The following is a 21,412-nucleotide window of genomic DNA, read 5'->3' as shown; positions in this document are numbered from 1 at the left end:
TAACTAAAAGTTGGCGTGTTTTCTAATCGCGGCATAGTGTCTTGCTGTTGTATTCATCTCAATCACCAACTCTGTCCCTTGACCTAATTGAGAATTACACTTAAGTTTACCTTGATGTTTTTCAACAATAATTTGCCGACTAATTGATAACCCTAGTCCTTGACTTTTGCTTACTGGCTTGGTTGTAAAAAACGGTTCAAATATATGTTTTTGGATATGGGGAAGTATACCTTTGCCATTGTCAAAAATGCGAATGATAACTTTGTGTTTTTTCCCTAATAGTTTGTCATTTACCCAAGGTTCATGATTATTGACCAATGATAAATGACTGCTAACAACTTCTGTATGAATCAAAATTTTTGGAGTAAAAGAATAATCATGCTTCATCCTCTCTTCTAAAGCATCAATGGCATTAGTTAAGATGTTCATGAATACCTGATTCAGTTCACCAGGGTAACATTCGATTAAGGGTAATTCACCAAAGGTTTTAATTACTTTAATCTCTGCTCTATCAGGTTTTTCTTTGAGACGATGCTGCAAAATCCTGAGAACACTATCAAATCCTTCATGTAGGTCAACCTTTTTCATTTGACTTTCGTCAGAAGTAGAAAAATTCCGCAAAGCGAAAACAATATCTTTGACGCGTTCAGAACCGGCTCGCATTGACCACAGTAATTTTAAAAATTCTGTCTTCACGAAACCAAGGTCGAGGCGTTGCAGTTGTAAGGCTATGACTGGTGTTGGTGTGGGATAGTGATGTTGGTAAAGTTCAATGATTCTGATTAAATCTTCAGCATATTGACTAGCCGGATGGAGATTGCCGGAGATAAAGCTAACGGGGTTGTTAATTTCGTTAGCCATATCCGCCACCAGTTGACCGAGATTAGCCATTTTCTGGTTTTGCAATAACTGCTTTTGAGTATATTTGAGTTCTTCGAGGGTAGTTTCTAGCTGCTCTGATTTTTCCCTAACTTGGTCTTCGGTAGACTGGCGTTGAGCAATTTCGGTTTGGAGTTGTTCAAATAGTTGATATTGTTGGGTAGCGTAGGCGCAGCCCGCACTTCGGCTGCGCTCAGTGACCGTCGTAGACATCGCCTTATCCTGATTAATATCCTTGTGCGTTCCCACCATCCGCACTGGTTTACCGAATTTATCCCGTTGAAATACTTTGCCACAAGTCAAAATCCACTTCCACTCCCCGGATTTAGTCAACATTCGCAACTCGACTTCAAACACAGGTATGCATCCTTGGAGATAATCGTGCAATACCTGGCGAATTCTTGGTAAATCCTGTGGATGTATAAGTTGTTCAAAGGATTTATAATCGTTGTCGATTTCGTCTACTTTATATCCCAGGATGCTTTTCCACTGGGGATCGTAATAGGTTTTGTCAGTTACCAGATTCCAATCCCACAACCCCAAGCCACTAGCGATTAATGCCATTTGTAAGGCGGCTTGTGAGCATTGGCAAGTATCTAAATTTTCTAGAGATAAGTCTTTGGCTTCGGGGAAACTTTGAGAATCTTGTACTGAAAGTGAAACTTCCGATTCATGGGTAGCGGGTTTTTGGATATGCATAGCTGCTGGTACGATGAGGAAGATATTCTGTAGCTTTCTCTCTACGCTGTTTTAGCACCCTGAAGATTCAGTTATGGGCAAATCGCCTAGTTGGTTTATTAGGCTGTAACTTAAGTCAGGGATATATCAGCCCATATCATAAATTGGGATGAAATTTAGAAAAAAGTAAACGGACGAGTATAACCTCTGTTGCGATCGCAATAGCAATCTTTTAGAAAACAATCGCTACATTGTGTGCATCTACATTCTAAGATATGTCTAAAAAAAGTAGTTCAAGTCACATATAATTACCTAAAAACCCCGAAAAATTTGTAAAAAAAATTCTATGATTAAATCACGCCAGATAATTTAAGGATGCAAAAAATTGTCAAGGCTTTTTTGTAGCTTTTTTAGTCAGGGCTGGCTGCTATGCATACAAGGCAGCCGATATTGACTTCCAAAGCTGAATGGTGTGAAAAAATATCATACTGAATTAGAGTCAATGAGTAATGACTATAGATGAACTAGTATTGCTACTAAAAGCCAGTCAAGCAACCGGTTTAACGACGCTCCAAGAATTGATATTGCGTTCTTCGTGGCAAGGAAAAACCTACACCAATATAGCTAGTGAAGCGCACTACGCCGAGGAACGTGTCAAGAAAACCGCTGCTCATTTATGGCAAATACTGAGTAATTTTTACAAAGAACCAATACATAAATCCAACTTTCGCCAGACTCTAGAAAATCACCCTTTTAGCGAAGCACATCAGCAGTTAATTAAGGAATTCAACCGAGCCGCCACAGCGATATCCTTAGAATTCCCTAATGGCCCAGTATCTCTTAATTCCAGATTTTACATTCCTCGCCCGCCAATCGAAGAACTCGCTTACGCAGAAATGGCTGAACCTGGGAGTGTAATTTGCATCAAAGCGCCCAAAAAGATGGGGAAAAGCTCTTTGATTCTCCGGTTGCTTGCACACGCTAACAAGCAAGGCTTTCGCACCGTAACTTTGGACTTTCAGCAAGCAGACAAAGCAGTATTTGCCAGTTTGGATAAATTTTTGCGCTGGTTCTGTGCCAATGTTAGTCGGGAGTTACAGCTAGAAACAAAACTCAATGATTATTGGGATGAAGATATGGGTAGCAAAGTCAGCTGCTCTATCTATTTCCAAAAATATTTACTGTCTGCGCTCTCAAGTCCCTTGGTTTTAGTATTAAATGAGGTGGATTGGCTATTTGAGTATCAGGAAATTACTGGAGAATTGCTACCATTGGTGCGATCGTGGCATGAACAAGCCAAAAGGGTAGAAATTTGGCAAAAATTACGTCTGGTTCTGGTTTATTCAACAGAAATTCTTGTTCCTATAAAACTGACTCAATCGCCATTTAATATTGGTTTGACAATTAATTTACCTCCCTTTACAAAAGAGCAAGTGCAAGATTTAGCACAACGTCACGGCTTGGATTGGACAGATGGTAAAGATGCCGATAGTTTGATGGCAATGGTGGGAGGAAATCCTTATTTGGTGCGATTGGCATTCTATCACCTTGTGGGTAAAGGCGGATTAAAAGGGGATTTAGTGCAATTATTGCAACAAGCACCCACAGAAGCCGGAATCTATAACCAGTCTTTAAGGCAGTATTTATTAGCACTTCGAGATGAGCCAGAATTGGAAGATGCTTTTTATGAAGCGATTAATACTACAAATTATGTGAAATTAGAGCCAAGATTGGCATATAAATTACAAAGTATAGGGCTAATTAATTTAGAAGGCGATCGCAGTACTCCTGCGTGTGAATTATATCGGTTATATTTCCAACAATATCTCACAAAAAGTGAGCATTTCAATAATACTCATGTTGAAGGGTTGAGGCAAGAAAATCAACAGGTTCTCTTCCTCTCTAGTTTAGATGAACTAACTCAATTAGTAAATCGCCGCTACTTTGAAACCTACCTGCGAATTGAGTGGCAAAATTCCGCTATTCAAAACACTCCAATTTCAATGATTTTGTGCGATATTGACTATTTTAAAATTTATAATAAAACTTATGGTGGATCTGCGGGAGATGAGTGTTTACGACAAATCGCTAATACTATCTGTAACTGTATTAAAGACTCACTAAGTCATAGCAGTTTCTCATGCAATAGGAATATTAATTGTTCTACCAGTAGTACTTTTGTGAGTTCACAAAAAGGAGATTTTCGAGACGAAAGCAGTAGAGTGTTAGTGGCTCGTTATGGTGGTGAAGAATTTGCCATTCTTGCTCAAATAGATGTTACTGCTGCAATGGATATTGCCGAACATATTCGAGAGCAAGTAAAAGCTTTAGGGATTAAATGCGAGTATCCTAGTATTGGTGGTTTACCTGCTGCTGTTTTAACTGTGAGCTTAGGGTTGGCTAGCGTGATTCCGCTAATAGGAATTGAACCTACTACTTTAGTTAATGCTGCTGAAAAAGCACTCAACCAAGCCAAAAGAAAAGGACGCGATCGCGTTGTAGTTTAATCTAAAAATTAGAATCAAATAAAGAAATTGAAATTGATTAATAAGGCGATTGTCTCCAACATACTCCGCAAGCTCAAGAATGAAAATAGCGATTGACAAGACTTTTTGTTGCCGATGAAACTTCCATCACCAGCTTGGGAATAATAAATCATGCTTGAGAAATATTTATAATAAATCTCAGCAGATTAGGTGTGTTTACCATCGGCAATCAAAGGAAAATTTGTTAATGAAAGTCAGTTCATCAGGGATTAAGCTAGGTTTTGCAGCTGTTAGCAGCAGTTGTCTTGCAGCAGTCGCGATCGCTATGAGTGGAGCAAGTGCAATTGCTGCTCAATTCATCACAATTGAAAGCACTGGTACATTATCAGGAACTATCGAACTTCCCAGAAATAATCCCAATTTCAATAACAGTATTACTCGTATTGATACGGATGATACTGGAACTTATTACCGGAACTTAGGCACTAATAATAATCCTAATTATGTTCCTGTATACCAGTCAGACTATTTAAAGGTAGAAACACGCTCTGATGGAAGTCTGCATTACTTTGTTGACTTTAAAGGTATTCCAATTGTCTCGTTTGATGGTATTCTGACATCGCCGGTGCTTTCTGGTGGTCAGTTGACTGCCTTCCTCTACCAGGGACAATTGCCAGGAACCACATTTCAAGGAGTAGTTCAAGACGAATTTAATCTCACAAAAGCTTTCTACACGGGTACTGTCACCGACCCAGACACCGGAAAGAAGTATCAAGGTACTTTTGAAGTGAGTGGATATGGAGAGCGATATAGTAATCCCAATGGTAATTTAACTCCCACAGTCTTTGATTTCCAGTCTGATCTTCCAGGTTTCCCAGGCGTAACATCCTTGACCATAACTAACGCTAGTTTGGCAAATTTAAGAATCATAGTACCGATCAATGAAACTTCTATTCCAGAACCCGCTAGCCTTTTCGGAACTCTAATGGTAGCGAGTTTTGGTATCGTTCTGAAAAGAAGAAAAGACAGCGGACTTAGGAAGACGTTTTAAAACTGAAAGCCTGTTGTAAGAAAGCTCACAAGGCTTAGGCTGAATTGTAAAAATCAGTGCCTTGTGAGCAAATATAGCGGTTATCAGTTGAGTGCAATACAGACCTAACCCCCAGCCCCTTCCCTATAAGGTCAGGGGAGTAAGATTCAAAGCCTCTCTCCTTTTAGGAGAGAGGAATGGAAGTGAGGTCAAACTGTATTGCTTCCATTCGAGAACCGCTATAATCTTAGAAAATAAGGACTAAAGTCCTTGCTACGAACTTATTTATCTATCAATTTAAAATAAGCCGGACTTTTGCAAATCCGGCTGAGTTTAATCAATCATCTATACGCAGTAGCTTGCGGTAAAACGGTTGTGGAAAATCGGTTATACGATAACGTTTATAGTTGTCCATAAGTTCAATTAAAAAATTAATAAACTCGAAACTAGCCATCATCAGTTCATAACTCAGGTCAGCATTGCCATCAAACTGAATTCGGCAACGGGTTAAGTCTGAGGGTAAAGTAGCAACATTCCAAGAGGCGACAAAGGGGACATGTTCGCTGGCTTCGATTTTCCGATGTCCTTCCAAGACACCTTTTTGATAAAGACTGATGGCATAGGGTAAGAAATTACGCCTAGCACCCTGAACATAAGGTAAGTAAACACTGGCTTGTTGTTGAGTTGCAGGCTGGAGTTGCTCAATAGACATAGTTAAATATTCCTCAAGTTAGTTAGCAACTGGGGATATTAGTGGATGTTAGTAGTATTCCCCAAAGATGTGTCTAAAGCACATAGTGGTCAGTGAAGAAGGGAATAGGGTACAGATTATTCCCTATCACCTCTCCCTAATTCCAATACCAATGCCCCATGCCTAATAAATGAAGTTACTACTAAGAAATATTAAAATTTCGGTTACAATGATGCTGCATTAACTGTTATCGAATCTGGGAACGGTAACACTAAAAATCCCTACTGTATAGTGGTGGATGCCGTTATTGCAGTTTTTCCCAACAAAAAGCTGCTGCTACCTTGCTATTACTTTACCCAAACCGGAGTTCTCATTAGAGAAAGTCCGACTCTACAAGCTTCCTGCCGAAGTGGCTATCAAAGGAATCAAGCTTCTGTCTAAGAGTAGCAAACGCGGTTAATATGAGGTAATTACGCACAGTGGCGGTGACAACAAAGGTAGTCCCAGCGGCTTTTGGCTTAGGGATAGCGGGTATTGCAGTTTGCCCATTCCGATTAATATCGGGAAAAGTAGCTTAGGGATATTTGTCCGTAAAATTACTAACTGTAGACAAATAGTGGTTTTTGAATCAAGCAACCTAACCTATGCCAGCGAATTCCTGGCCCGAAGAAGATTCTTATCAAGAGCTCGATCCGCTCAACTCCTTGTTGTCTGACCTATCAGTAGATGAGGAGTCAGTGTTAGAGACAGATTCTATGTCTCTACCATCCCGGTTTCAAGGTCGTAGAGGCAAAGCAGCTCTAGTCTTGACTATCGTCTGGAGTGGCACGATCGCTCTACATTTAGTTTCTTGGGCTTCTATTTTTATTCTAGGACTGACCACCATTCTAGGATTTCATGCTTTGGTGGTGGTGTTTACTAAATCCCGTCGCTATCCAAAAGAAATACAGGGAGATTTGCCTTCTGTTTCTGTGCTAGTGGCTGCGAAAAATGAGGAAGCGGTAATTGCTAAATTAGTCAAAAATCTTTGTAATCTGGAATATCCAGGTGGGCAGTACGAAATTTGGATAATTGACGATCGCAGCAGTGATAGCACGCCACATTTATTAGCGGAACTCGCACAGAAACACGACCAACTGAAAGTACTAAGGCGTTCAGCAGAAGCTACTGGTGGCAAATCAGGGGCGTTGAATCAGGTATTGCCGCTGACAAAGGGCGACATTATCGCAGTATTTGATGCTGATGCCCAAGTAACACCAGACTTACTGCAACAGGTAATACCTTTATTTCAAAGAGAAAACGTGGGGGCGGTGCAGGTGCGAAAAGCGATCGCCAACGCTAAAGACAACTTTTGGACTAAGGGTCAAATGGCAGAAATGGCACTTGATACCTGGTTTCAGCAACAGCGGACTGCCCTTGGTGGCATTGGCGAACTGCGGGGCAATGGTCAATTTGTCCGGCGTTCAGCCTTGGAAAGCTGCGGTGGCTGGAATGAAGAAACCATTACCGATGATTTGGATTTGACAATCCGTTTACATTTGGATAAATGGGATATTGAGTGTGTTTTCCATCCAGCGGTGCAAGAAGAAGGAGTGACAAATGCAGTTTCACTTTGGCATCAGCGCAACCGTTGGGCAGAAGGCGGTTATCAGCGCTATTTGGATTATTGGGATTTAATTCTCAAAAACCGGATGGGAACGCGTAAAAGCTGGGATTTGCTGATTTTTATGCTGATTATGTATATTTTACCGACAGCAGCAGTCCCAGATTTATTAATGGCGATCGCTCGTCATCGCCCACCAATGTTAAGTCCGATCACAGGCTTATCCATTTCTATGTCGATGGTAGGGATGTTCACAGGTCTGAAGCGGGTACGTCAAGATCAAAAATTCCCACTTTCTACATATCTTACGATGCTATTGCAAACCCTGCGTGGCAGTTTATATATGTTGCACTGGTTAGTCGTCATGAGCAGTACTACTGCCCGGATGTCGGTAAGACCAAAGCGCCTGAAATGGGTGAAAACCTTGCATACGGGGAATGGGGAATAGCCCCTTTGGGGAATTAAAAATTAAAAATTAAAAATGCAAAATTATTTTTGGTAATTTTGCATTTTTTTATTCATCATCCACGTCTGCTTCTTCTACCCATTCTGGTGTAGTTATAGAGTCGGACAATTCTGGGAAATCATCTGCAAAACGGATAATTTGCCCATTGAAAAATTCTGCTACACGTTGAGCTGCGATCGCTACTTCGTCAGGTTCCCAATCAGTTGCGGGTGTTTGTTTTGGGGCTGGAGGCAAAGTTTGCATCCCGTTTCCATTTGCTCCGTTTCTATTTGCCCCATTTCCATTTACGCCATTTCCATTTACACCATTTCCATTTTTTGCTGCTGTCGATGTTGGTGGTGGATTAGTTGGCTGCGGTACTGACGCTGGAGGCGAAATTTGCTGGTTGTAGCTAGGTGTGGGTGCTTGCTGAACGCGAGTAGAGTCTTTTGGCGGAGGATTTTTTTTGGCTGAGGTAGAGTTTGAAGAAATTCCTTTTTCTATATTTATCTGAATTTCACGCTGGAAAGTCTGCTGGAAAGCTGCCGTAATCATCGGTAGATAAGATTTTCCTTTGTCATACCATGCCTGTTTGATCGCAATTCGAGCCACAACACCGTCGAACTCAATAAGTTGGCTCATTTGACGCAGCATTTCTTGCCTTGATTTTGGCTGGAGGTTGGCAAGCACTTGTTGCCAAATCTGAGTTAAGTCATATTCTGCTTCGCCAACAACTTCTGAAGTTACTGGTTCAACATTCACCGATGGTACAGGAACAGCAACAGGTTCTGGAGTTGGCGGTGAAACTGAGTTAGCACCAGAATTGTGATTTGTTTGCTGTTCAACTGGGGGAGATGAAGTGACGGGCTGATTTTGGGCAGCCGCTTGATGATGGTTTAGAGAATTATGATTTGTTTGCGGTTCAGCTACAGGTAAAGAAGAGACTGGGTGATTTTGGGCAGCCGCTTGATGATGGTTTAAAGAATTATGATTTGTTTTCGGTTCAGCCAGAGGTACAGAAGAGACTGGGTGATTTTGGGCAACTATTGGAGGATAGCTTGGAGATACAGCAGGTGTATTATTAACTCGTGGCGCGAAACTTGAGGCTTGTGGCTGAATATTCGCCGTCGCACTGGGTAACAATCCTAGTAATGTTACCTCCAACCACAAACGCGGCTGAGTGGTATTTTTAATTTGTACTTCAGCTTCTCGCAAGTGTTGCTGCCCCGCTAAAATCACGCTCATATCGAAGTATTGAGCAAACTCAACCAACGCTGTCCAGGTTTGCTGAGTACAAGCAACTAAATTGTGGCGGTGAGGTGCTGTTTTAGCAATCAGTAAATCGCGGTAAAAAGCAGCGAGATTTTGCAGAATAGTTAGGGGTTCTCGACCACGATCTAGGATGTAGTGAGTACAGTCTAGAACTGCTTCCGGTTTATCTTGAGCGATCGCATTTAACAGCCCCAGCAAGTCCTGTTCGCTCACTGTACCAACTAAATCCCAAACTCGCTCTGGTGTGACTTCACCCGCTAACAAACCCAATTGATCGAGTAGACTTTCGGCATCCCGTAATCCCCCCTGAGAAAGTTGGGCTACCAGGGTGACAGCATCAAGTGAAATATGAATGTTTTCATAAGATGCGATCGCACTTAAATGCTTCACCATCGCTTCTAACTGAATGCGTCTAAAATCAAACCTTTGACAGCGCGAAATAATCGTTGGTAATACCCTTTGCGGGTCTGTTGTCGCCAATACAAAAACCACGTGTCTCGGTGGTTCCTCTAGTGTCTTAAGTAGCGCATTGAATGCCTGGGTACTGAGCATGTGGCATTCATCAATAACATAAACCTTATAACGACACTGCACAGGAGCAAACTGAGCTTTTTCAATCAACTCGCGGATATTATCGACACCAGTGTTACTAGCGGCATCGATTTCAATTACATCTAGGGCGTAACCCTTAGCGATCCCCTGACAAACCTCACACACGCCGCAGGGTTCAGCCGTGGGCTTATCGCCTTTGAGACAATTGAGGGATTTAGCCAAAATCCGGGCACTAGAAGTTTTCCCCGTACCTCTTGGCCCGGTGAATAAATAGGCGGGGGCGATTTTGGATGTGCCGATCGCGTTCGTGAGGGTGGTCGAGATCGCCTCTTGTCCCACCAGTTCAGCAAAACTTTTGGGGCGATATTTGTGGTGCAGGGGTTCGTAAGACATGGAAAAATAGACTTCAATGCCTTTCAACGTGAATTAGTAGCACCGAGTCGAGTTGAGGATTCAATTATTTTAAACTCTCGTACCTGGCTTTATTTATCGATGTTGCCATAGCCCAAGACTCAACTAATGCCGTAAATTTTGGCACTCAGCAAAGCAAGTAACTAGAGCTTATCCTCTACTATGATTTCAACATCAATGTATGGGAATTATAGCATACCATTTAGTACATTTGTTCTAATTAATAAGTAGAGAGCAGGGAAAAAACTCTTGACAAATGACAAGTGACAAATGACAAATGACTATACGTTTTATTGACTGAACTAACGCCATAGTCCAGTGCGATCGCTACAATTTTATAGATAAAGTAAAACTCGATGGTGCAGCAGATGCTCAAGCGGCTATTTCAATGGCTCAAAAAGCTTTTTCAGAGCTTGTTTGGTGGAAAACAGACTACCTCAAAATCTAGGGGAAATGTGGAAAAAGAACCAGCACCACCCTTGAGCGATACGGATCTGGAATTTCTCTTCAACGAACTGTTGCAAGGAGTACATCAAGCACGAGGGGAAGCATGGGCACAGAAGTGGCTGCATAATATCGAACATCGCATTACAACTCAAGAGTGGGTTGAGTGGTTAGGGCGCTTTGGCGACAGATTGCTCGCATCTCCGACACCCAATAATGAAATGGCTGCGCGGTTAGTGCAATTGGGTGAGTTGGGCGTCGGAGAAATTGGAGATGTTGCCTATAATATCGGGATGCAGTTGTTGACACGCAATGAAGGCGAACCAGTTTGGGAATATGAAGGGCCAGATGCTTTTAGCACTCCTTTGCCCTCTGAGGTAGTTGCCCCAGTATTAGAGTCAGCAGATGCATCTGAGAACCCCCCAGAGGGAGAATACCAAACTGTCACTTTAGAACAGTTGTTTGTAATGTTACAGGAGGATGAAAATTTACGTCAGCAGATTGCTCAACAGCTTGCCGTTGAAACGGACGATCCACAAGTGCTTGTCCAGGCATTAATTAGTCAGTTATATCCTGCTGGTCAACCGACTACAGAGCAAACTGAAAATTAACTGCTTGCCAGAATCAAATTCAAGAGTGAAATCTGGGAATTGTAACGTTGTAATGCTATGCTCTTGAAGATTTGTATATTTTTTGCTAACCTGCTACGGAAGCGCTGTCCGAATCTAATGGATTTTTACGTAATTGATGATTTTTTTAACACAACGATGGCTACAATCTAGAAAAACAAAATCCAAGAGTGTGGCAGATGCTCAGGCGGATATCGCAGTCGCTTAAAAGGTTTTTAAAGCGCCTCATTGCAAGTAAACAGAACAGTTCTCTCAAGGGTGCGAGAGGACGCAATCTGGTGGGGGTACTACCAGAACTAACCAATGCGGATCTGGAACAATTGTTTATCCAATTGTTAGAAGGCGTGCATCAAGCACGAGGACGACAGTGGGCATTGAGGTATCTGCAACGGATCGAAAATCGCGTTCCGGCTGAACGTTGGATAGACTGGTTGGTGATGTTTGGTGAAAGCTTACTAGCTTCACCTACACCAAATCCTCTTTTAGCAACACAGATGGTGCAATTGGGGGAACTTGGTGTTGGCAGAATTGGAGAAGTTGCTTATGACATTGGCATTCGGCTAATGCAAAACTTACCTACAGAAATAGAAAATTATCAGGACAATCAGGCACAAGATGATGTAGAAATCACTCCTGGGCAAGAACACAATCAGGCACAAGATGATGTAGAAATCACTCCTGGGCAAGAACTGATCCGCGATTTGGGCGAACAGTTATGGGAGCATGATGAGCCAGATGTAATCGAAACTACTCCTGGACAAGAACTGATCCGCGATTTGGGCGAGCAGTTATGGGAGTATGATGAGCCAGATGTAATCGAAACTACAACCGATGAAGAAATTCTCCCAATTTCTCCCGGACAAGAGCTAATCCTTAGCTTTGGCGAACAATTATGGGAATATGATGTGCCAGATGTTGAACCAATAACGTCAGCACCCCAAAATGACTCTTTTGAGGAGACATCGCCCGAAAACTTAGAGGAAGTGGTATGGGAATATGAAAGGGAAGACGCCCAAACCACAATACCAGAAAATATCCCTCTCCCGGCAGAGCAAGATTCAATCAGCTTGTTAACCCAACTTCGGTTCGACGAAGAAGAAGTTGTTCAAATTACAACACCAGCAAATCTCCTTTCCACTAGACAAAGGACTGAATTAGCAACGTCTTCCTCGGTGGAAACCTGGGATAACACTTTGACGAATTTAGAGCCGAATGTGGCAAATACTTTAGATGAGTTGTGGGTGAGGTTGGATCAAAGTACCAATTTAGTCCAGCAACTTGCTTCGGATTTGGCAGTTCAAAGCAGTAATTCCCCTGGTATTATTGAGCGACATAGTGATAATCCGATTACCCACGCTCAAGGGTGGTTTTACCAAGGTCTTCAGCAAGCGAAAACAGGCGATTTGCTAGGCGCGATCGCATCTTATGACCAAGCTATTGAAATGCAACCCGAATTCTCAGAATATTGGTTTAATCGAGGCTTAACGCTGTTCCATTTAGAACGTTTTGATGAAGCGATCGCGTCTTATGAAACAGCCATAGAACTGAAACCAGACTTCTACAAAGCTTGGTACAACCGGGGTGGAACTCTCGGAGAATTAGGATACTTTGAAGAAGCGATCGCTTCTTTTGACAAAGCTATAGAAATCAAGCCAGACTATCAAGAAGCGTGGTCTAGCAAGGGTTTGGCACTGCTGAAATTAGGTTGGTTACCAGAAGCTATTGCTAGTTATGACCAAGCGCTGCAACTCGAACCAGAAGACCAGGAAAACTGGTATCACCGAGGTATAGCTTTAGCTGTCAGCGAACAATTTGCCGAGGCGATTATATCTTACGACAGAGCTATAGAAATTAACCCAGAGTACCACGAAGTTTGGATAGACCGGGGCGTAGTGCTGTTTAATTTAGGCAGGTGGTCAGAAGCGATCGCCTCCTGGGATAAAGCACTTTCAGTTCAAGCTGATTTCTACTTAGCTTGGTACAACCGTGGTATAGCATTAGACAACTTAGGACGGAGAGAAGAAGCGATCGCCTCCTATCAGCAAGCGATCGCCATTAAACCCGACTTCCACCTAGCTTGGTATAATCAGGCAATAGCACTGTTTCATTTAGAACAATTTGCCGAAGCGATCGTCTGTTATGACAACGCTTTGCAAATCAAACAAGATTATTGGGAAGCTTGGATTGGTCGGGGAACTGCGATCGGTCATTTAGTAGATTCTGACGAATTACTGAATTTGTCGAGTAGTATGATCGCGACAAATCCTGCCTTACAACAGGGCGGCTACGAAGGAAAATTAGCCAGCTACGAAGAAGGGTTAAGGCATCTACGGACAGATACCCATCCAGAAGGTTGGGGTAGATTGCATTTTGCGATCGCTAATACTTACTACGAACAAGGTAAAAAACATACCAATACTCGCGATTATTGGCGCAAAGCTGCATCTGAGTACCATCAGGCGCTGTTAACTCTGACATTAGAATATTTTCCCCAGTTGCATTTAGAGGTTTTACAATCTCTCAGCAAAGTGTTGATGGGTTTGGGACAAACCACACAAGTTCAAGAATTGCTGCAACGTGGGACAGATTTATTGCGACAATTACTGAGTGAAGAAACTCGCTCAGATGAAAGTAAAAAACAGCTAGCTCTAAAATTTGTCGGCTTCGATCAATTGGCAGTTGACTTAGCTGTAGAGTCGGGTGATTTAGTAGAAGCTTGGGAAATTGCCGAACAAGGCAAAAATGCTTGTTTAAACTGGCTGCTTTCTGGTTGGAATCATAATATTTACTCGCCTTATTATGGCGCAATTCAACAACTATTCAATCCCACAACAGCAATTATTTACTGGCATATTAGTCCAGTTGCCCTACATACTTTCATTCTCAAAGACCAAGCGCCATCACCAATTCTCCTGTTTACACCCATGCAAGATACTGGGGTAATACCTTTAGGAGAAGATGCTATTCGTCTCAATGAATTGCCTCTACCCGAAGCAGTACAGCGCCTAATTGAATTTGAAATTTGGCTAGAAGATTGGCATCAACAATACCAAGAATATCGCAGCACAGCCCAAGACAAAGAAAGTAAAAGTCATCATTCTTGGCGAGTTGAGATGGAAGAGAAACTGTTGCAATTGTATGAAATCCTGAATATTTCCACAATTGCACAGGAACTCGAAGGCATCACCCAACTAGTCTTAATTCCTCACCGTGACTTGTACAGATTGCCCATTCATACACTTTTCCATCTTTCTTCCCCATCACCAGAAGAGTTACCCAACGTAGAATCAAATTTCAGCGTCACCTATCTACCTAGTGCCCAAATAGGTTTATCAATCAGAACTGAGGATATTTGGCAGTGGCAAAATAAGTTCTTGCTTAGTGTTGAACATCCAGAAAGTACAGGTTATCCCACACTTAAATTTGCCAAACTTGAGTCTGAAATTGTTAGTCAGATGTTCAATAATATCCAGCGAATTCAGGGGGCAGACGCTACAAAAAATACTATCGAAAATGCCTTAGCTGATAATTATAACATCTTGCATTTTACGGGTCATGTTAGTAATAATTTAGCTGAACCTAAAAAATCAGAATTAGTATTAGCAGGTGAAGAAAGGCTTACTCTAGATGAAATCTGCCAACAAAATCTAGATAGTTACAACCTTATTACCCTCTCTGCGTGTGAAAATTTAAGTACTAACAACTACACTATCAGCAGCGAATATGTGAGTTTAGTCAGTGGTTTTGTAACTCAGGGCATACCTCATGTAGTGAGTACTCTCTGGAGTGTAGAATCTTCGGCTAGTGCCTTGGTGACGATCGAGTTTTACCGACGATTACAGCCGAATAAATCAGCCGTTACTGCCTTAGCCGAAGCAACACGATGGCTGAAAGAACTAACTGCTGGAGAACTGACAAAATGGTATGAAGACATCTTAAATAATCTGCATCCAGAGGAAGTAAGAATTCAAACTTATTTAGCGACACAACTATATAGAAATAGTAAAATGTCATCAGATAAAATTCTTTATAACCATCCTTACTACTGGGCGGCTTTTACGATTATGGGTAAACCTAATTAATCCTTTGAAATTGTCAAACATACTTCCTGGGATAATTACTCTAATACAGCTTTGTCTAAACCGATAATTACCGTTCGCCTAATTACACGCGACGAACTTCCCCAACTTTTGGTTTTATATAACCACCTAAATCCTGTCGATGCACCTCTACCGGCTGATGATGTTTTACAATCTATCTGGGATGGGATTTTACACGATCCCCGTTTGTATTACATCGTAGCTGATGTTGATAACCAGCTAGTAGCAACATGTAATTTAACTATTGTTCCCAACTTGACGCGTGGCGCACGTCCATACGGCATTATTGAAAATGTTGTTACCCATCTCGATTTTCAACAACAGGGATTTGGTACAAAAGTGCTACATTATGCCTTAGCTTTAGCATGGCAGCAACAGTGCTATAAAGTGATGCTTCTAAGTGGCTCAAAAAACGAGGAGACGTTGCACTTCTATGAAAAAGCAGGATTCAAGCGTGGGCTAAAAACCGGATTTGTTGCCCAACCTCCAGAGGAGTTGTGAGCAAAATTGATACAGATTAGCCAGCTTCCAAAAATCCTAGTTTATCTTTGGGTTCCGTTTTAGAAAATAGCCTTTTGTAAAAAAATAATTCCTAGCCAAAAATCTTGGCGCAATCCGGCTCGAAATTTTTGATTGCGATCGCTAATTTTCAGTCTAGTATTTGAAAATTTACGCTTAAGGACAACTATCTAAAGAGTGAAAGTTTTTCCTCAAAATCCAGCCCTGAGTTAGTTGTATAATTTCGATTAAAGATTAACAATACATCATATCGCCAAGACGCATTTTATTTATTAAATCTTGCTAAAGATCATGATACATTAAGTTTGACGGTATAAACTCTCCTCGGCAATTATAAAGAGATGGCTATTAAAGGCCAATTATTTTACTGCTTGACTGCAATTTTAGAACTGATAAAATCGCCTACCTGCATTAATTATCTTTATTGTTGCAACAGAAGAGATGACCATAGTATGTCTGCTTCTCTTTAGTGCGATCTGGGGTTCTTTAAAAAACAAATAGGAATCCGATACTACATGTGGTAAACATTTGGATAAATGTTATGAGATATCAGAGCAGCTACTCATAATGTCCCACATTTGAATTTTCCAGAGTTAACGGGTTTCATTTTTGGTTTCCATATCAAGGCGAACCAAGTAATCCTCTGGATATCTATATTCACTTAACCTTACATCCAGTATTTTCCAATAGTCAACCCAAGAAATTGAAAAGAGGATATTTCCATGTCTAGTTTGTTTCGTTGGTCATCAACAAAGGTTACTTTGCTAGTTCTGGGAATGACAGCTGCTACAATAACCCCCATCGTAATTTCTGCCCCAGCTTCATCTCAAACTCCTGTTCCATCTGCGACACCATCACCTGCGACACCATCGCCGACTTCAACAGTTAACCTGTCTGATGTTTCCTCAGATTATTGGGCGCGTCCCTTCATTCAAGCCCTAGCTGAGAATAACGTGATTAGTGGCTTTCCTGATGGTACTTATAGACCAAATCAGCCTGTGACTCGTGCTGAATTTGCTGCCTTGATTCAAAAAGCTTTCAGTACCCAAAACCGAGTCCGGCAATTAAGTGCAGGTGGATTTAGTGATGTTCCTGCTAACTACTGGGCGGCTGCTGCAATTCAAAACGCCTACGAAACTGGATTTTTGGCAGGCTATCCTGGGAATGTGTTTAGACCAAATCAAGAAATTCCTAGAGTGCAGGGGATCGTTGCTTTAAGTAGTGGTTTAGCTTTAACTGGTGGCGATACAAGTACTCTCACTACTTACTATAACGATGCCTCAGCTATCCCAGAGTATGCTGTTGGCAGTGTGGCAGCAGCGACAGTAAGTAATCTTGTTGTCAACTACCCGGATGTAAAACAACTCAATCCGCAACAGTCTTTGACTCGTGCTGAAGCAGCAGCACTTTTATATCAAGCTTTAGTTAAACAAGGACGGGCGCAACCCATTGCTAGCAATCTTCCAGCTAGTCAGTACGTTGTAGCTGGAACTCCTGGCGGTACTGATATTGTTGCTCTAGCGTCATCCAGTAGTTCTTTTACAACTCTGACTTCTTTATTAAAGACAGCTGGTCTAGCAGATATTCTTCAACAGCCAGGCCCTTATACAGTCTTTGCTCCCACCAATGACGCATTTGCTGCTTTACCTGCTGCTACCTTACAACAGTTAGAGCAACCAGAAAACAGAGAAGCGTTAGTTAAGATTTTGAGGTATCATGTGATTCCCGGTGCGGTAACTGCTAGTCAACTCTCGGCAGGGGAATTGACAACCGATGAAGGAAGACCTGTAAATATTCAAATCGATTCCGCTAACAGTCAAGTCTCGGTGAATAATGCCAGAGTTCTCCAGGCAGACGTGAAAGCTAGCAATGGTGTTATCCATGCAATTAACCAAGTCCTGATTCCGCCTGATGTTAACATCAGTCAGTTAAATCAGCCACCAACAGGAAATGGGACACCTGATGTTAACGTAGGTAGAAGTACTCGTGGTGGCAGAAGCTATATCGGAGTTGGTGGTAACATTGGTTTGAGCGGCGATGATACAGCTCTGAGCGACACTAACTTTACAGTGATCAGCAAACTTGGTCTGACAAACTATCTATCAGTGCGACCATCGGTAATCTTTGGGGACAATACAATATTTCTAGTTCCTGTAACTTTAGATTTTTCTCCTCGCAGAGCAGGTTCAGTGGGTGAAAGAACCTATAGTATATCTCCTTATATCGGTGCTGGTATAGCAATTGAAGCTAATGCTGATACTGATATTGGATTACTGTTAACAGGTGGTGTAGACGTTCCTCTCGGTTCTAGACTTACGCTAACAGGTGGTGTAAATGCTGCTTTTGTAGATGATACTGATGTAGGACTACAGTTAGGAATTGGCTATAACTTCAGGTAAATAGAAGTAGAACATGTAATAAGGGCGCACAGCTAGTTGTGCGCTCTTGCTGTATTAAAGTCGCTTTATTGCTAAAGTAAGTCCATCGGCGATGGGGACAAGGGAGAGGGTAACTCGCTCGTCATGATGTAACTTCTCGTTCAGCGCCCGGATTGCTTGGGTGCTTTCATCTTGATTTTGCTCGTCAGCTACTTGTCCAGACCATAAAACATTATCGATCGCAATCAATCCACCTGGACGAATTAATTGCAGCGATCGCTCATAATATCCATCATAATTTTCTTTATCAGCATCAATAAAGGCAAAATCAAAAGTCTCGGCTTGTCCAGTTGCCAATAACTCATCTAAAGTTTCCAAAGCTGGTGCCAATCGCAGATCGATTTTATCGGCAACCCCAGCTTCTTGCCAATATCGTCGAGCGATCGCAGTAAATTCTTCACTCACATCACAAGCAATAATTTTCCCATCAGCCGGTAGTGCCAAAGCTACAGAAAGTGAGCTATAACCCGTAAACACTCCAACTTCTAGGGTTTTCTTCGCTCCAATTAACTGTACCAGAAGGCTCATAAACTGCCCTTGTTCTGGCGAAATCTGCATTCCACTCCGGGGATGATTGGCGGTTTCTTGGCGCAACTTTTCCAGAATTTCTGGTTCTCGCAGCGAAACGGATAAAAGATAATTGTAGAGTTGATTATCAAGACCTATAGACTGTTTTGGCATGGTAGATGAGAAAATTGAGAGAATCTACAGTTATACTATCGCTGATAAGTGGAATCTCAGGAATAACATGGTGCGGTTAGTTTTGACAGCAATATTGCTGGTGCTAGTAACAGCTTGTGGCAGTATTGGACTGCTACCGACTAGCGAGTTAGTGCAAAAAGCGATCGCACTTGGGCTAGAACAAACTCAACAAAAACTTACCCAACAGTTGGATTTAGATTTTCAAGGATTTGAAATCAAGCGGCTATCAATTACCCAAGAACAACCCCTGACGATTGAAAATTTACCAGCTTTCCACGTCCAGGGAACCTACGATTTGATTGTTAAGCTACCAAAACGACGCTTGACGCAACCACAACAAGCATTTGACGTTTACCTACAAATTCAGCAAGAAGGTAAAACTTGGCGATTGCTGCTTCCAGAAAAAGGTAGCAAAGATACTCAATCAATTTGGCGTAGCTATTTAGTTGAGTAAAACTGTATTATCAAAATGCTTTTTTCCGATTGCGTAAGAATTGCAAACCAATAGCGTAAACACCAAATGCCAGTAAACCTGACATAAAATTGGGTTCAGGAACACTAGCAGTAGATATAGAATTGATACCTACAGCAAAGTCTTTATTCGAGTCTACATTATCAGCAAATGAACTGTCGGCAGCACCAATAAATATAAATTTTGCATTAATGGGAACTTGCACAATAGCACCATTAAAATCTACACGTGATATGTAAAAAATACTATTGTCTAAACATTGGAATGGAAGACAACCATTGGGAAGAATTGCATTAATAGCCCCAGGAACTCTATCAGTTGTTGCGCCATTATACTCTCCGCTACTTGGTAGCAATCTATTGTCTGTGCTGAAAGTAGCCCACATTGCACCAAAGTATTCATCAGTCGGATCGCCAAAAGGTGAAAAACTGCCAAACCGTTCCAGTTTAATTGTTTCCCCTGAATTAATTCCCAAGTTTGTTAGAGAAAAAGGCACGCTATCAGGACTAAATGTATATGAAGAAATAAAACTTGCACTGGGGTCGATGTTGAATTTAGCTGCAAAGGCTTGAGCAGAATCAATTTTGAATAATAGTATTAAGCTGAAGGCAGTTTTAGCTGTTACAACTGATAATTTGGTGAATAATTTAGGAATTTTTTGATTGAAAAAAAAGGTTGACATAATGATTTTTTACAAATTGTTAATTACTAGAGTCAGATAGAAATTGATGTCTTAAGTAATACCCAGTTATATTACTGCTTAATTTATAACTGTGAGTATACTTAAAAACTTAGTCGTTAAATTATCTTATAAAAGATATAATCGTCAATCTACCAATAGCTAGTTGACAATTAATTACAATATTGCATACAAGCTTTTATCTACGTTTTGCTTGATGAATTGAAATCTTTTTATAAGGGCAAAAATTCTGCGCTGCCTCTTCCAAATTTTGATAAATGTTACATGAGCTATTGTTCCGAATTCAAAATTACCAAGTCTGCGGATAGAAAAACTTTTTATGGGTAATTAGCACTAAAAAAGTTCAATAAATAAAGCTAAGTTTGTCGCAGTTGAGTAAGAACAACATTAAGGAAGGATTTTTAAATTTTGAATTTTGTAGAGTGGGATATGTGCTACTAGAAAAACCATCACAAGCATTTACGTATAACTGCTAGGGCAAAGTCATGATCGAGGTATAGTTTCACCGGAGACAGGGCAAGATGTATATTAACTTTTTCATCAGTTCTATTGCAGGGATTGTGGTTGTGGTGCTGGCAGCTTTTGGCTTACTGCAATGGTTGCACATCCCTGCTGGTAACTTTCTTGACTGGGTGATTGGTGGTGCTAGTTTTTGGTGGCTGTTGGTAATTGTTACCGTACCGTGGAATGTGCATTTTCAAGCCAAAGAAGTCTTAGCAGAAGCAGCACAATCAACTGAGAAAGGAATTCCAGTTGATGAGAAACAAGTGAAGTATGTCACACTTTTGGCAAAGCGATCGCTCTGGGTTGCTATTGCTTTACACTTATTCTCAGCCATTGGTCTTTATACTCTTGCTGTCACTGGTATTAGTACAGTTGGATATATCAGTTCTGGTGCAGCTTTGTTATTAACAATTCTGCGTCCCGCGATTCGCGCTTACGAGTATTTATATGCGCGGTTAGCGATGATTCGCCAAGAATGGAAGTATCCGCGCGAAGATATTTTTGAACTGCGCGATCGCTTCTCTATATTAGAACAAAAAATCCAGTCATTGGAAGATCAGCTCAACCCAGAACAACCCTATTCCTTATCCGCAACTCAACAACGTTTTGCCGAAGAAACTCGCAGAGATTTAGCTCGAATTGCGGCTAACTTAGAAGAATTACGGGCGACAAATCAAACAGAACATGAGCGTTTGGGGAGAGAAGCCAGAAATGCGATCGCGCAACTTTCCACCGACGGGCAATTTCTCGATCATGTCCGCGAAATCATTCGATTTTTTAAGACAGCTTAATTATTGCTCTAATAACCTGACCGAATTTTAAGTTTTGGATTGTGATAGTGAATATTCATCATCCAA

At 41.4% G+C, this 21,412-nt stretch carries 14 protein-coding genes; 9 read left to right on the top strand and 5 right to left on the bottom strand.

Going from position 1 to position 21,412, the window contains the following annotated elements:
* Nucleotides 1-3 precede the first annotated feature (3 nt).
* Nucleotides 4-1,578 carry a PAS domain-containing protein gene (locus V7K84_RS11735; RefSeq protein WP_334838210.1) on the bottom strand — a complete coding sequence of 525 codons (1,575 nt, stop codon included), beginning with the start codon at nucleotides 1,576-1,578 and terminating at the stop codon, nucleotides 4-6.
* 488 nt (nucleotides 1,579-2,066) lie between these two features.
* Between V7K84_RS11735 and V7K84_RS11730 the strand changes: the two genes are divergently transcribed.
* Nucleotides 2,067-4,064, top strand: coding sequence for an AAA-like domain-containing protein (locus V7K84_RS11730; RefSeq protein ID WP_334838209.1), 1,998 nt, complete (start codon nucleotides 2,067-2,069; stop codon nucleotides 4,062-4,064).
* A gap of 226 nt (nucleotides 4,065-4,290) precedes the next feature.
* Nucleotides 4,291-5,094 carry a PEP-CTERM sorting domain-containing protein gene (locus V7K84_RS11725; protein ID WP_334838207.1) on the top strand — a complete coding sequence of 268 codons (804 nt, stop codon included), beginning with the start codon at nucleotides 4,291-4,293 and terminating at the stop codon, nucleotides 5,092-5,094.
* A 316-nt stretch (nucleotides 5,095-5,410) separates the two neighbouring features.
* On the opposite strand, the gene ebsA is transcribed toward V7K84_RS11725, so the two are convergent.
* Nucleotides 5,411-5,785, bottom strand: a complete 375-nt coding sequence (gene ebsA, locus V7K84_RS11720; protein ID WP_334838206.1) for a type IV pilus biogenesis protein EbsA — start codon at nucleotides 5,783-5,785, stop codon at nucleotides 5,411-5,413.
* Between the two features lie 623 nt (nucleotides 5,786-6,408).
* Between ebsA and V7K84_RS11715 the strand changes: the two genes are divergently transcribed.
* Nucleotides 6,409-7,815 (top strand): glycosyltransferase, encoded by a 1,407-nt coding sequence (locus V7K84_RS11715; RefSeq protein WP_334838205.1) that lies wholly within the window; start codon nucleotides 6,409-6,411, stop codon nucleotides 7,813-7,815.
* 66 nt (nucleotides 7,816-7,881) lie between these two features.
* On the opposite strand, the gene V7K84_RS11710 is transcribed toward V7K84_RS11715, so the two are convergent.
* Nucleotides 7,882-10,029, bottom strand: coding sequence for a DNA polymerase III subunit gamma/tau (locus V7K84_RS11710; protein ID WP_334838204.1), 2,148 nt, complete (start codon nucleotides 10,027-10,029; stop codon nucleotides 7,882-7,884).
* Nucleotides 10,030-10,403: 374 nt separating this feature from the next.
* Between V7K84_RS11710 and V7K84_RS11705 the strand changes: the two genes are divergently transcribed.
* From V7K84_RS11705 to V7K84_RS11690, 4 genes are all read left to right on the top strand, one after another.
* Nucleotides 10,404-11,102 carry a hypothetical protein gene (locus tag V7K84_RS11705; protein WP_334838202.1) on the top strand — a complete coding sequence of 233 codons (699 nt, stop codon included), beginning with the start codon at nucleotides 10,404-10,406 and terminating at the stop codon, nucleotides 11,100-11,102.
* 197 nt (nucleotides 11,103-11,299) lie between these two features.
* The gene (locus V7K84_RS11700; protein ID WP_334838201.1) at nucleotides 11,300-15,202 is read left to right on the top strand and encodes a CHAT domain-containing protein; all 3,903 of its coding nucleotides are present in this window, start codon (nucleotides 11,300-11,302) and stop codon (nucleotides 15,200-15,202) included.
* A 51-nt stretch (nucleotides 15,203-15,253) separates the two neighbouring features.
* Entirely contained in the window at nucleotides 15,254-15,721 is a 468-nt protein-coding gene (locus V7K84_RS11695; RefSeq protein WP_334838199.1) for a GNAT family N-acetyltransferase, read from the top strand.
* A 740-nt stretch (nucleotides 15,722-16,461) separates the two neighbouring features.
* Entirely contained in the window at nucleotides 16,462-18,138 is a 1,677-nt protein-coding gene (locus V7K84_RS11690) for a fasciclin domain-containing protein (protein WP_334838197.1), read from the top strand.
* Between the two features lie 54 nt (nucleotides 18,139-18,192).
* Here the strand turns inward: V7K84_RS11690 and V7K84_RS11685 are convergent, their stop codons facing one another.
* Nucleotides 18,193-18,858 carry a class I SAM-dependent methyltransferase gene (locus V7K84_RS11685; protein WP_334838195.1) on the bottom strand — a complete coding sequence of 222 codons (666 nt, stop codon included), beginning with the start codon at nucleotides 18,856-18,858 and terminating at the stop codon, nucleotides 18,193-18,195.
* 67 nt (nucleotides 18,859-18,925) lie between these two features.
* On the opposite strand from V7K84_RS11685, the gene V7K84_RS11680 reads away from it, so the two are divergent.
* Entirely contained in the window at nucleotides 18,926-19,333 is a 408-nt protein-coding gene (locus V7K84_RS11680; RefSeq protein WP_334838237.1) for a hypothetical protein, read from the top strand.
* Nucleotides 19,334-19,343: 10 nt separating this feature from the next.
* Here V7K84_RS11680 and V7K84_RS11675 read toward each other — a convergent pair whose 3' ends face one another.
* Nucleotides 19,344-20,033, bottom strand: a complete 690-nt coding sequence (locus tag V7K84_RS11675) for a hypothetical protein (RefSeq protein ID WP_334838193.1) — start codon at nucleotides 20,031-20,033, stop codon at nucleotides 19,344-19,346.
* A gap of 539 nt (nucleotides 20,034-20,572) precedes the next feature.
* Here V7K84_RS11675 and V7K84_RS11670 point away from each other — a divergent pair.
* Nucleotides 20,573-21,346 (top strand): hypothetical protein, encoded by a 774-nt coding sequence (locus V7K84_RS11670; protein WP_334838191.1) that lies wholly within the window; start codon nucleotides 20,573-20,575, stop codon nucleotides 21,344-21,346.
* The last annotated feature ends 66 nt before the right edge of the window (nucleotides 21,347-21,412 follow it).

It is taken from the genome of Nostoc sp., from assembly GCF_036917315.1.
GTDB lineage: Bacteria > Cyanobacteriota > Cyanobacteriia > Cyanobacteriales > Nostocaceae > Nostoc.
This window is presented reverse-complemented; position numbering and strand designations above follow the sequence as displayed.